Origin of the sequence: Vreelandella venusta (assembly GCF_007989605.1) — a bacterium.
GTDB classification, from domain to species: domain Bacteria; phylum Pseudomonadota; class Gammaproteobacteria; order Pseudomonadales; family Halomonadaceae; genus Vreelandella; species Vreelandella venusta.
In genome coordinates, this window is sequence record NZ_BJUL01000001.1 from 135,497 (window position 1) to 147,108 (window position 11,612).

Genomic DNA, 11,612 nt, shown 5'->3' on the forward strand with positions numbered 1-11,612 from the left:
ATGGCCGTTCATTGGCTGTTTATGCTGCCCCCGTATCTTTGTGATGCAGCACTGTTTTGACAACCTATTCGCTTAATTGCGCGTTCTCGTTTCACCTCGGTGTGGCGGTAGTGCGTAGTGTTTCACCTTCAACTATGGACTCCCTGAATGGCACTTTTCAGTAAGCAAGAGTGGTTCTCTAACATCAAAGGCGACACGCTCTCAGGCATCGTTGTTGCCCTAGCGCTAATTCCTGAAGCGATTGCGTTTTCGATTATTGCGGGCGTTGACCCCAAAGTGGGCCTGTACGCCTCGTTTTGTATCGCGGTAGTGATCGCCTTTACTGGTGGCCGCCCAGGTATGATTTCAGCAGCTACCGGTGCGATGGCGCTACTGATGGTTACGTTAGTGCGCGAACATGGCCTGGAGTACTTACTGGCGGCCACGCTATTGACTGGGGTATTACAGATTATCGCAGGCTACTTAAAACTTGCAGAGCTGATGCGTTTTGTATCCCGTTCGGTGGTCACCGGGTTTGTGAATGCGCTAGCGATATTAATCTTCATGGCGCAACTGCCTGAGCTAACGAATGTGACGTGGCATGTGTATGCCATGACGGTAGCAGGCTTGGGTATTATCTATCTCTTCCCGTACTTACCGACGATTGGAAAGTCGGTTCCTTCTCCTCTGGTATGCATTGTGGTGCTTACCGGGGTGTATATGGTAAGCGGCATGGATATACGCACGGTAGGTGATATGGGCGAACTGCCCGATACACTGCCAATGTTCTTATGGCCTAGCGTGCCACTTAATTTAGAAACGCTAACGATCATCTTTCCCTACGCCATCATGCTGGCGGTGGTAGGCCTTCTTGAGTCTATGATGACAGCCACCATTGTTGATGACTTGACGGATACACCCAGCGATAAAAACCGTGAGTGTAAAGGCCAGGGTATCGCTAATATTGGATCGGGCTTATTGGGCGGTATGGCAGGCTGTGCAATGATTGGTCAGTCAGTCATCAACATCAAGTCCGGTGGCAGGACTCGGCTCTCAACGCTTATCGCGGGTGTCGTTCTGTTGCTGATGGTGGTCTTTCTAGCTGATTGGGTCTCGCAGATACCCATGGCTGCGCTAGTGGCAGTAATGATCATGGTATCGATTGGCACCTTTAGCTGGGAGTCGATTCGCGACCTTAAAAAACATCCGATGAGTACCAATATCGTTATGCTAGCCACCGTAGCGGTGACTGTTGGGACGCACAATTTAGCGATTGGTGTTTTTGTTGGTGTACTGCTTGCCGCCATGTTCTTTGCTAATAAGGTCGGCAACATCATGTATATCGGCTCGCAAGAAGTAGAGCCCGGTAAAGAGCGTGAATACCAAGTGGTTGGCCAAGTGTTCTTTGCCTCTTCTGAGCGGTTTATTGCGGCCTTCGATTTTAAAGAGAGCATCGATAAAGTCACCATCAACCTTTCCCGTGCCCACTTCTGGGATATTACTGCTGTCCAAGCCCTGGACCGCGTGGTGATCAAGTTCCGTCGTGAAGGTACTGAGGTGGAACTGGTAGGCTTGAGTGAAGCCAGTGCCACTGTCGTAGATCGTTACGCGGTGCACAACGACCCCGAAGCGGTTGAGAAGCTAATGGGCGGCCATTAACCACAGCAGCGTAGTTACGCGGTAGCCAAATTCCGATACTGATATTGCGTTAATCAATACGTACGCTTTAACGCCGGTCACCATGCTAAGGGGCCGGCGTTTTTTATAGCTGGCTCGGAATTAGCTTACTGGGCACCCAGCGTATCAACGCTACCATGCCAAATAACTCCACTAACGATTGAAAAACAATAACGACTACCGCAGCTTGCCATCCATTGGGCAGGGTAAGCGCAATGGGTAGCATGACAAACGAATTGCGCGTGCCAAAACTAAAGGCAAGTGTTCGGGCGCTGGCAGGCGGTAGTTTGAATAGACTGCCTAACGTTTTACCCAACAACCCAGCGATGACTAAAAAGCCGATAAAGATAAACACAACTTGCCACAGCACATGGCTAAGCCCTAGCACGCTATTCACCTGCGAAGCGGCAATGATGAACACCACCAGTGCTAGCAGCGGCACTGGTAAATAAATGAGGCAGCCCACAGAGCGTTTGATAGCTGAAGATCGCTTGGCAGCAAGCTCTGTTAGCCATGCCAAACTCAAGGGCAGCAGGATCAGTCCAGCAAACGCGCTGAGTAGGTCGGTAGAAAAAGTTAGCTGAAACCACTCGCCGCCTAAAAATAACCACAGATAAACGGGCAATGCGGCCATTTGGATGAGCAGCAGCAGTGGCGTTGCCGCAACAGCCCGGGCGGCATCGCCTTTGCCTAAGTGCGTGAAGGTAATAAACCAATCGGTGCAGGGCATCAGTAGTACTAGCAAGACACCCGCTATCACCGGTGGGGAAAGCGGGAGCCCCAATACAGAAACTTCTAGCACTAATAACCCAAGTAACGTAGGGATAATTATAAAGTTGCCAATTAGCAGCGCTGCCATAAAGTGTTTATCGGTAACGCTTTGCTTGATATGTAATAGCGGTATTTGCGTAAAAGTGGCGTATAGCAGTATGCCGAGTAGCGGCCATAACAGCTGTTCAAGCGATGACGCTAGTAAGGGAGCTATCAGGCCCATCATAAGCCCTAGGCAGATAAATCCCAGGTAAACCCATGACTGCTGTCGCTCTAACTGCTCGCGCATAAAATACCTATATTTCAATGAGCATAAAGTTAATTAGCAATAAGATTGACGAGCTGAACTTAAGACTGACTTTACCGGTTAGACGAACGAGCAAGCGCTATGCGTTCTCCTAGCCAGGCCGCCAGTAACCAAAGCGGTAGGCTGATGAGCACATAAAGCAGCGCTAGCCCAGAAAGCCCTTGCTGAATAAGGTGCAAGGTTTCCAGGCTAAAAAGTGAAAATGTGGTAAAACCGCCACAAAAGCCGGCCACTAACAGCGGCTGCCAGTGCGCAAGCTTGCCGTTAGGAAAGCGTGAGGCGGTAGCGGCAATCCAGCCGATAATGCCAGAACCCAACACGTTAACCAGGAGCGTGGCCCAAGGGAAGTGGCCGCCAAATGCTGCCAAAGATACGAGAGATACCCCGTAACGAAGGGCGCTGCCAAGCCCGCTACCTATTCCGACGGCTAGGTAGGCTTGCCAGCTCATAGCAGCAACTCCTTAGCTAACAGCCAACCGAACATGGCCATCACCATGCCGAGCACTATGGTTGCGGCAATATTTAAAGCGGCACGCAGCGCTTGGCCGCTTTGCCACAGCTCAATAGTTTGTAAGCTGAATGACGAAACGGTGGTATAGCCACCTAGCAAGCCTGCAACAGCAAAGAGCCACACTGGCTGTACGGTTGGCACTCCGTAATAACCAAGTAGCCCGCCCGCTATAAACGCACCGCTGGCATTCACCAGCAGGGTACCCCAGGGGAAGGCTTTGCCCAGCAGATGGGCGATCAGATTAGAAACGGCATAGCGTCCTATGCCGCCCAATGCGCCGCCAAGTGCTACCAGCAGTATGCTCGCGATACCATTCCCCATCGTGACTCCTTAACTGGCCGCGTTGATAGGCCGCTAAGTGTACCACCCAGGCTATAACGATAGGGGGATCAGAAAGAACGCGTTAAGGTGTCGCTGGTCAATAAGTTCGTGTAAAAAAGAATGAGAATAATAAAAACCTTAACGCACCCGCTCAAGGAGTCGCTTTTATGTCTGATCGTGTGTTCGCCGCTATTGATGGGTCTCAATATTCAGAAAGTATCTGTGATTATGCTGTCTGGGCCGCCCAAGCGCTTGATGCGCCATTAAGCTTTATTCATACCCTGGATAACCACTCCCAAGTGGCGGAGCCTGACCTAACCGGTAATTTAGGTTTAGGAACCCGAGAGCATCTGCTTGAAAAGCTTTCGGATATTGAAGAGCAGCGCGCGAAAGTTGCCCGTGAGCAGGGGGGCTATATGCTCGATGCGGCAAAGGCACGTGCAATGGCAGCCGGTATTGCGGATCCACTCTGCCTTCAGCGTAACGGCACGTTGGTAGAGACTCTGGTTGAGAATGAAAAGGAGATGCGCCTACTAGTATTAGGCAAGCGTGGTGAAACTGCGCATCAAGCCAGTGGCCATCTAGGCTCTAACCTTGAACGCGTCGTGCGTGAGCTGCATCGCCCACTATTGATGGTGCCTAAGCAGTTTACACAGCCGAAAAACGTGATGATGGCGTTTGATGGCAGCAAAACAGCTCGCAAAGGCATTGAGATGCTGGCCAAAAGCCCGCTCTTTGAAGGTGCTGCCTGCCATGTCGTGATTGTGGGCGCTGAGACGGCAGAAAACCGATCGCAGCTTGAGTGGGCAATCGATCTCCTTGAATCTACAGGCCACCACGCTGCAGGCGCAATTCGCGCTGGTGAAGTGGAAGAAACCTTGCGTGCTTACAAGCAGGAGCACGGTATTGACCTGCTGGTCATGGGGGCCTACGGCCATTCGCGTATTCGTCACTTGTTAGTGGGCAGCACGACGACCGCCATGCTGCGTAATGCCCATTTACCGGTGCTTATTCTGCGTTGAGGTCTCTAGGAGACGCAGGTGAGTCACCCTGACGTAGAGACAGCCGCGATAAGCCAGAAGCTGTTAGCGCTAGAGGTTTCTTTGCGAGAGGAGAGTATTAAAAGCGCCTCTTCAAGAGAGACGGTGGTGCTTGATCAGACGTTGGTAGGGCGGCTGTCACGGATGGATGCGCTGCGAGGTCAAGCCATGGCAAAGGGCAAAGGCAGAAGAGCAGCGCCGCCAAATGATGCTTAAGTTTATTGGCGGCGCTTTGCAGCGAATTGAGCAAGAGACTTTGGCGAGTGCATCGAGTGTGGCGAATGGATGGGTGCCAAACGCCTCACCGGAGACCCGTTAGTGCTGAAATGTATCGAGTGTGCTGAGTAAGCGCTTAGGCCTCAATAGCAGCGTCTTTCTGCTGATGCTGCTTGGTAGCTTGTGCCATATTAATGCCCGACAGTAACGCTTTCAGCGATGCGCTAACGGTGTCACTATCTTCCGCCACGGCGCAAAGTCGCTGGCCATCAATATTCAGCTGCACAAAGGCAATTGCATTGGCTTCGCTGTCGCCACCCAATGAGTGCTCACTATAGTCAATAATGGCTACATTGCTACCCGAATGCTGCTTCCAGGCATCAGTGAAGGCTGACATGGCACCGTTGCCAGTGCCTGACAAACGCAGCGTCTCGGCGCCTTGCCAAAGGGTTATTTCAATGCCTTCGTGTTGACCTTTTGATAGCCGGTAATCGGCCAATGCCAGCGGCGCATCCTGAGTAAAGTTATCAAACATTACTTGGCGAATAATTTCGCTAGAAAGCTCACCGTTGCGACGCTCGCTCTCTTGCTGCACGTAAGGAGCAAGTGCCAGCATCATCCAGCGCGGTAAATTAATGCCGTAGTCTCGCTCCAACAAAAAGGCCATGCCGCCTTTACCAGATTGACTATTCACCCGAATAACGGCTTGGTAGTCGCGGCCAATATCGTGCGGGTCAATGGGTAAGTAAGCCACTTGCCAAGGCTCGTCGGGTTTTTGATGCTTGAGAGATTTACGAATAGCATCCTGGTGGCTGCCAGAAAACGCGGTATACACCATCTCGCCAACCCAGGGATGGCGCGGGTGCATAGTAATACCGGTGCATTCATGCACCACCTGGACGATTTCGTCTGGGTTGGAGAGATCCAGTTTTGGATCTATGCCCTGGCTATACAGATTCATTGCCAAGGTAACAATATCCATGTTGCCAGTGCGTTCGCCGTTACCCAGTAGCGTACCTTCGACACGGTCAGCTCCTGCCAATAGTGCCAATTCTGCTGAAGCAACGGCACCACCGCGGTCGTTGTGGGTGTGTACTGAAATAATCACGCTATCGCGACGGCTAATGTGCTGGCAAAAATATTCAATTTGGTCAGCGTGGTGATGCGGCCCCGCGACTTCTACCGTAGTGGGCAAGTTGAGGATGCACTTGTTGTCTGGCGTCGGCTGCCAAACATCCATCACCGCCTCGCAGATGGCCAGTGAGAAATCGATTTCAGTGCTAGAGAAGCTTTCCGGCGAATATTGGAAACGCCAGTCAGCATCAGGGTGTTGGGCAGCATAGGTCTTCACCCAGGTAGCGCCTTGCACGGCAATATCGGTAATGCCATCTCGATCCATCTCAAACACCCGCTCGCGCTGGATGGTAGAGGTGGAGTTATAGAGATGGATAATGGCGCGCTTGACGCCCTCCAACGATGCAAAAGTTTTCTCGATTAAGTGTTCACGGCACTGAACGAGTACCGCAATAGTGACATCGTCTGGAATTTGGTCTTCTTCAATTAGCCAGCGGACAAAGTCGTAGTCTGGCTGGCTAGCCGAGGGAAAGCCCACCATTACTTCTTTAATACCCACTTTAATAATCTGCTGCCAAAAGCGTTGCTTTTGCTCAACCGTCATCGGCTCTAGTAGCGCCTGGTTGCCATCGCGTAGGTCTTCACTTAGCCAAATTGGCGCTTGCGTTAAGTCGCGGTCAGGCCATTGGCGGTTGAAAGCGGGAACACGCGGAGCAGGGCGGTATTTGCGATGATCAAAAGCAGACATGGTGAGTTTCCTGAAGGCGATGAGTTTAGTTGGGCGGCCGCTTGTGGCGTAAGCCGCGTTAGCAGGTGTCTGGGTAAGACACCGTGTCGGGGCTGCTTGTGACAGTCAATACAGTTTACTGGAAACAAGGCGAAAGTTTATTGCGAAAATGTGGTTTTATTGCCAATAATTGGCAATAAATATCGCATTGTTGTTTTTTATTGGTAGGAGCTGCTTATTATGTCTGTGGTGCCGCTTGAACTTGATCGTTTTGATCGCCACATCCTGAATGTACTGCAGCAGGAGGGGCGGATTAGTAATCAGGAGTTAGCCGAACGCATCGGCCTTTCCCCTTCACCTTGCTTGCGCCGGGTGCGTGCGCTAGAGGAGCATGGCTTAATTACCCAATACCGAGCCGATGTTGATGCGCGTCAGTTGGGCTATCAACTGATGGTGTTGCTGCACATTTCAATGGATCAACATACGCCTGAACGGTTTGATAACTTCGAACGCCATATTCGCAAAATCCCCAATGTGATTGAGTGTTTGATTATCACCGGCCAAGCGGCAGATTTTCAGCTCAAGATACTGGTTCGCGATATGGACGATTATCAGCACCTGCTGCTGCACGTGATCAACCGTATTGAAGGGGTCACCGGAGCCCACACCAGCTTTGTTTTGCGGCGTGTCTTCGAGCATCGTCCTGTGCCTACGGAGCGGGCGTAATTAAGAAGGCATAGGCAATAAGACGGTGGCGGTTTACACTGCTTTTTTTGTCCTACCCAGGAGATTGAACCATGACAATTCAACGCCATGATACAAAAGCCCGTATGAGCCGTGCCGTTATTCATCAAGGTGTGGCTTATTTGTGTGGTCAGGTAAGCGGTCCTGAAGCGCGCCACGAAGGAATTAAGGAGCAAACCGAGAGTATGCTGGCGCGGGTTGATGCCTTGTTAAAAGAAATTGGCTCCAGCCGCGAGCAACTGCTGAGTGCGACTATCTATCTTAAAGACGGTAATGATTTTGCTGCAATGAACGAAGTGTGGGATGCCTGGGTACCAGAAGGCTATGCACCGGCACGCACCTGTGTATGCGCGCCGCTGCCGGCTGATGAGTTAAAAGTAGAAATTACCGTTACCACTGCCGTCAGCAGTTAAGGTATCCGTATCAGCGATAGTTGTCTGACTGGTTACTTAGCCGCTTTTTCTATGGGAAAGCGGGTGTCACGCAGGCTGTCTTTGATTTTCTTAAGGTGCGGCAGGAAGTCTTCGCCGCGCCTTAGGGTAACCCCGGTGGCTAAGGCATCAATCAGCGTTAGTTGAATCATCCGCGAGGTCATGGGCATATAGTGGTCGGTGTCCTCGGGGGTGGCGACTTCGAGAGTCGAGGTGCATTCCAAGGAAAGCGGCGAGTTGGGGGCGGTGATTCCCAGTACCACGGCGCCTGATTCGCGAGCAACGCGTGCGATATCGACCAGTTCTCTGGTGCGGCCTGTGTACGAGATAATCACCACTACGTCACCGGTATGACAGGCGGCGGCCACCATGCGCTGCATCAGCACATCTACATAGGCCATGACGGGCAAGTTAAAGCGGAAGAATTTGTGTTGGGCATCTTGGGCGACGGCACCTGAGGCACCCAAGCCAAAGAAATGAATCTGTTTTGCTTGAGTAAGATAATCAACCATGCGCTCAACGGCGGCCATATCGACCTCTCGCTGGGCTTCGTCCAGGGCGGCAATCGTCGCGCCAAAAATCTTATGGGTATACTGCGTTGCGGTATCGCCAGGCTCGACAGCGCGCGTCACATAGGGCGTTCCGCCTGCGAGGCTTTGAGCAAGTTTGATTTTAAAATCGGGGTAGCCCTTGGCGCCGAAGTTGCGGCAGAACCGATTGACCGTAGGCTCGCTGACGCTAGCCGCTTGGGCAAGGCTGGCAATGCTCAAGCTGGTGGCAACTGCTGGGTCCTCCAGGATGACATTGGCAACTTTGCGTTCTGAGCGGTTTAATTCTTCTAAGCGTTCGCGTAAGCGGTCAAGCAGGTCATGCGCCATCAATAGCCTCCATGGCAATGTTTTTTGCACGTTGGGTGCCCAAATTCGTTGCACCAAGTAAAAAGCGTTGGCTAAAAGAATATCACCACTCGCTTCGGCTAGGGGAATAAACTCCGTCGCTAACCGATTGCCTAGCCCCGTTTAGTCTGCGGATAAAGGGGCTTCGGAACCGATGGTAGGCTGTTGTTCATCAGCTTTAGCCAATCCTGAGTAATTTCAATAGCCAGCGCTTATAAGGCGGCCTTACCAGTGCGCTAGAGGCCCGCTTTGATTGATAAAAAACACCTCGTAAATGGCTGAATCGTTCAAAACCATGGCGACCGTGATAAGCCCCCATGCCGCTTTCGCCAACGCCACCAAAGGGCAGCGAGGGAACAGCGTGATGAAGTAGCGTTTCGTTAAATACTAGCGCACCAGAGCGAGTGGTATGGCGTAAAGTTGCCTGAAGTGTTTTGTCGTCGGTAAAGGCATAAAGTGCCAGTGGGTGAGGCCGGGTATTCACAAAGGTAATCGCGTCTTCGATGTTTTTAACGCTGATAAGCGGTAGCGCACGGCCAAAAATTTCCTCTTGCATCAGCTCAAGGTGTTGGGTTGGATCAATAACCAGCGCTGGTGCGTGTTGCCCGGTGTCGATGATGCGGCAGCCGTGATCTCTCGCTTGTGCTATCAGCCGCTCACTGCGCTGCTGATGGTGAGGGCTGACAAAGCCCGTGACCTCTTTAGCGCTGGGGCGCTGCTGTTCGATAGCTCGACTGAGCGCCTGAATAAGTGCTTCCAGGTGGCGGCTTTCTACCAGTACATAATCTGGTGCAATGCAGGTCTGGCCAGCATTCATTCCCTTGCCAAATATAATTGAGGCGGCTGCACGATCCAGGTCAGCGTCACTCGCTACAATAGCGGGTGATTTACCACCTAGCTCAAGCGTCACTGGGGTTAACTGCTCGGCAGCGGCACGTGCAACTTGGCGGCCCACCGCCGTCGATCCAGTGAAAACCAGATGATCAAAAGGCAGTGCGCTAAACGCTTTTGCTATCTCTGGGCCGCCCTCAACAACGCCTACTTCTTCATCGGTAAAATACTGCGGCACCAGCTTAGCCAGGAGAGCGCTGGTATTAGGAGCGTACTCGCTGGGCTTGATTATAACGCTATTGCCCGCTGCGATAGCGTCAATGGCGGGCATCAGCGCTAAGCTCCAGGGGTAATTCCAGGGCGACATAATACCCACCACGCCCAGCGGCTGAGGAGCGATACGGGCGCGGGCAGGCCATAAACGCCATGGCATGTTGGCAGCGTATGGACGCATCCAGTGCCAGAGGTGTCGCCGTGTATGGCGAATGGCATGCAGCACCGCGTTAATCTCCGCTAAGCGTATTTCTGTCTCACTACGCCTGCCGAAGTCAGTTTGAATGGCCTGGATAATGTCCCGCTGGTGATACTTCGTCATTCGTGCAAGGCGGGCTAAACGCTCTCGTCGCAACCTTAATGAGGGAAAGGGCGCTTGGCCAGACGCATGACGCTGAGTGTCCAACAGGCGCATTAAATCGCGTTTCATGGCAGCTCCTTGAGTTGTTTCTTAATAACAATAGCCGTTTGTGTGGCTACTTGAATACCTCACTCCAAATAGAAGTGACAGCATCAACAAAAGCACAGATAGCTTGGTTGGTGGTAAGGTCACACTTTCACTATTTAAACGATAGGCTTCGGGAGACATCATGCTGTCGCGCTCACTGTCATGCATTACGCTATCCGCTATCGATGATGTGGATGCCGACCGATGGGACGCACTGGTGAGTGGTGAGCAGCCTTTCCTCCGCCACGCGTTTTTGCATGCATTAGAGAGTAGTGGCTCTGTCTGTGAAGCGACCGGATGGGAGCCTTGCCATCTTTGCGTATGGCAAGATAGCCGCTTAGTGGGCGTGTTACCCATGTATCGCAAACACCACTCATACGGTGAGTATGTGTTTGATTGGGGGTGGGCGGATGCACTGGAGCGAGCAGGTGGCCATTATTATCCCAAGGCATTAAGTGCTATTCCGTTTACCCCGGTTCCAGGTACGCGCACCTTAATTGCCGATGATGCTAACGCCGAAGAGGTTCGCGGATTATTAGCAGCGACGTGGCAAACGCACTGTGAAGAACAAGCGTTATCGAGTTGGCACCTCCTGTTTGCTCAAGATGACGAAGTGGATGCCTGGCAGCGCCAATTTCCAGCGTTAATTGCGCGAGAAGGCGTTCAGTTCCAGTGGCGAGATCGCGCCTTTGGTGATTTTGAAGGTTTCCTAGCCAGCCTTACGTCGAAACGTCGCAAAATGATTAAACGCGAGCGTCGCTTGGTCGCCGAGCAAGGTTTTACGCTACGCCGTTTAGAGGGCGAGGCAATTACCCAAGAAGCGATGGCGCATTTCTTTCGCTGCTACACGATCACATACCACGAGCGGGGACGGCCGCCTTACTTAAATGATGTTTTTTTTGAGCGGTTACGTCATGCGATGCCTGAGGCGCTTGTGTTGGTGCAGGCGCTGTTAAATGACCAGCCGGTTGCCGCGGCGCTCTATTTTCGTGGCGATAGCACGCTGTACGGCCGCTATTGGGGGAGTGAAGTGGTTGCCGACTGCCTTCATTTCGAAGTCTGCTACTACCAAGGCATTGAATTCTGCTTGGAAAAGGGGCTCTCTTTGTTTGACCCCGGTACTCAAGGAGAGCATAAACTAGTGCGCGGTTTTGCTCCCCAGCGGGTACGCTCGCTGCACTATCTTGTCCATCCGGGCTTAGCGGCCGGCGTCGCCCAATTCTGTCAAGAAGAGGGAGCCCATATCAGCGCCTATCGTGAGGCGGCGGCCGACGCATTACCGTTTAAATGAAAAGCGTTTCATAAAGCCTGCTAAATAAAGCGTGACTCGCTGGAAATAGCCCATGATGGCATAATGCGCCTCGTT

At 52.2% G+C, this 11,612-nt stretch carries 12 protein-coding genes; 6 read left to right on the forward strand and 6 right to left on the reverse strand.

Going from position 1 to position 11,612, the window contains the following annotated elements:
- The first annotated feature begins 147 nt into the window (after positions 1-147).
- Entirely contained in the window at positions 148-1,638 is a 1,491-nt protein-coding gene (locus tag HVE01_RS00635; protein WP_125750943.1) for a SulP family inorganic anion transporter, read from the forward strand.
- Positions 1,639-1,741: 103 nt separating this feature from the next.
- Here the strand turns inward: HVE01_RS00635 and HVE01_RS00640 are convergent, their stop codons facing one another.
- The 3 genes from HVE01_RS00640 to crcB (HVE01_RS00650) all read right to left on the reverse strand — a co-directional run bounded on the left by HVE01_RS00640 (position 1,742) and on the right by crcB (HVE01_RS00650) (position 3,566).
- Positions 1,742-2,716, reverse strand: a complete 975-nt coding sequence (locus tag HVE01_RS00640; RefSeq protein ID WP_146941819.1) for an arsenic resistance protein — start codon at positions 2,714-2,716, stop codon at positions 1,742-1,744.
- 71 nt (positions 2,717-2,787) lie between these two features.
- The gene (gene crcB / locus HVE01_RS00645; protein ID WP_125750936.1) at positions 2,788-3,183 is read right to left on the reverse strand and encodes a fluoride efflux transporter CrcB; all 396 of its coding nucleotides are present in this window, start codon (positions 3,181-3,183) and stop codon (positions 2,788-2,790) included.
- The gene (gene crcB / locus HVE01_RS00650) at positions 3,180-3,566 is read right to left on the reverse strand and encodes a fluoride efflux transporter CrcB (protein ID WP_146941821.1); all 387 of its coding nucleotides are present in this window, start codon (positions 3,564-3,566) and stop codon (positions 3,180-3,182) included. Before crcB (HVE01_RS00650) ends, crcB (HVE01_RS00645) begins: the two co-directional genes overlap by 4 nt.
- Positions 3,567-3,733: 167 nt before the next feature.
- On the opposite strand from crcB (HVE01_RS00650), the gene HVE01_RS00655 reads away from it, so the two are divergent.
- Together HVE01_RS00655 and HVE01_RS19990 are read left to right on the forward strand one after the other, a co-directional pair.
- Entirely contained in the window at positions 3,734-4,588 is an 855-nt protein-coding gene (locus tag HVE01_RS00655; protein WP_146941823.1) for a universal stress protein, read from the forward strand.
- 18 nt (positions 4,589-4,606) lie between these two features.
- Positions 4,607-4,822, forward strand: coding sequence for a hypothetical protein (locus tag HVE01_RS19990; protein ID WP_244973748.1), 216 nt, complete (start codon positions 4,607-4,609; stop codon positions 4,820-4,822).
- Positions 4,823-4,958: 136 nt separating this feature from the next.
- On the opposite strand, the gene HVE01_RS00665 is transcribed toward HVE01_RS19990, so the two are convergent.
- The gene (locus tag HVE01_RS00665) at positions 4,959-6,644 is read right to left on the reverse strand and encodes a 2-isopropylmalate synthase (RefSeq protein WP_125750926.1); all 1,686 of its coding nucleotides are present in this window, start codon (positions 6,642-6,644) and stop codon (positions 4,959-4,961) included.
- 219 nt (positions 6,645-6,863) lie between these two features.
- Here HVE01_RS00665 and HVE01_RS00670 point away from each other — a divergent pair, with 219 nt between their 5' ends.
- On the forward strand, positions 6,864-7,349 hold the full coding sequence (locus HVE01_RS00670) for an Lrp/AsnC family transcriptional regulator (RefSeq protein ID WP_125750923.1): 486 nt from the start codon (positions 6,864-6,866) through the stop codon (positions 7,347-7,349).
- A gap of 71 nt (positions 7,350-7,420) precedes the next feature.
- Positions 7,421-7,780 (forward strand): RidA family protein, encoded by a 360-nt coding sequence (locus HVE01_RS00675; RefSeq protein WP_038477690.1) that lies wholly within the window; start codon positions 7,421-7,423, stop codon positions 7,778-7,780.
- A gap of 32 nt (positions 7,781-7,812) precedes the next feature.
- On the opposite strand, the gene HVE01_RS00680 is transcribed toward HVE01_RS00675, so the two are convergent.
- Positions 7,813-8,676, reverse strand: a complete 864-nt coding sequence (locus tag HVE01_RS00680) for a MurR/RpiR family transcriptional regulator (protein WP_125753758.1) — start codon at positions 8,674-8,676, stop codon at positions 7,813-7,815.
- A 196-nt stretch (positions 8,677-8,872) separates the two neighbouring features.
- Positions 8,873-10,228, reverse strand: coding sequence for an aldehyde dehydrogenase family protein (locus HVE01_RS00685; RefSeq protein WP_146941824.1), 1,356 nt, complete (start codon positions 10,226-10,228; stop codon positions 8,873-8,875).
- A 160-nt stretch (positions 10,229-10,388) separates the two neighbouring features.
- Here HVE01_RS00685 and HVE01_RS00690 point away from each other — a divergent pair, with 160 nt between their 5' ends.
- Entirely contained in the window at positions 10,389-11,537 is a 1,149-nt protein-coding gene (locus HVE01_RS00690) for a GNAT family N-acetyltransferase (protein ID WP_146941826.1), read from the forward strand.
- The last annotated feature ends 75 nt before the right edge of the window (positions 11,538-11,612 follow it).

Bases quoted from the DNA above. Each gene is read 5' to 3' on its own strand.
- HVE01_RS00635 (WP_125750943.1), top strand. From the start codon at position 148: ATGGCACTTTTCAGTAAGCAAGAGTGGTTCTCTAACATCAAAGGCGAC.
- HVE01_RS00640 (WP_146941819.1), bottom strand. From the start codon at position 2,716: ATGCGCGAGCAGTTAGAGCGACAGCAGTCATGGGTTTACCTGGGATTT.
- crcB (WP_125750936.1), bottom strand. From the start codon at position 3,183: ATGAGCTGGCAAGCCTACCTAGCCGTCGGAATAGGTAGCGGGCTTGGC.
- crcB (WP_146941821.1), bottom strand. From the start codon at position 3,566: ATGGGGAATGGTATCGCGAGCATACTGCTGGTAGCACTTGGCGGCGCA.
- HVE01_RS00655 (WP_146941823.1), top strand. From the start codon at position 3,734: ATGTCTGATCGTGTGTTCGCCGCTATTGATGGGTCTCAATATTCAGAA.
- HVE01_RS00665 (WP_125750926.1), bottom strand. From the start codon at position 6,644: ATGTCTGCTTTTGATCATCGCAAATACCGCCCTGCTCCGCGTGTTCCC.
- HVE01_RS00670 (WP_125750923.1), top strand. From the start codon at position 6,864: ATGTCTGTGGTGCCGCTTGAACTTGATCGTTTTGATCGCCACATCCTG.
- HVE01_RS00675 (WP_038477690.1), top strand. From the start codon at position 7,421: ATGACAATTCAACGCCATGATACAAAAGCCCGTATGAGCCGTGCCGTT.
- HVE01_RS00680 (WP_125753758.1), bottom strand. From the start codon at position 8,676: ATGGCGCATGACCTGCTTGACCGCTTACGCGAACGCTTAGAAGAATTA.
- HVE01_RS00685 (WP_146941824.1), bottom strand. From the start codon at position 10,228: ATGAAACGCGATTTAATGCGCCTGTTGGACACTCAGCGTCATGCGTCT.
- HVE01_RS00690 (WP_146941826.1), top strand. From the start codon at position 10,389: ATGCTGTCGCGCTCACTGTCATGCATTACGCTATCCGCTATCGATGAT.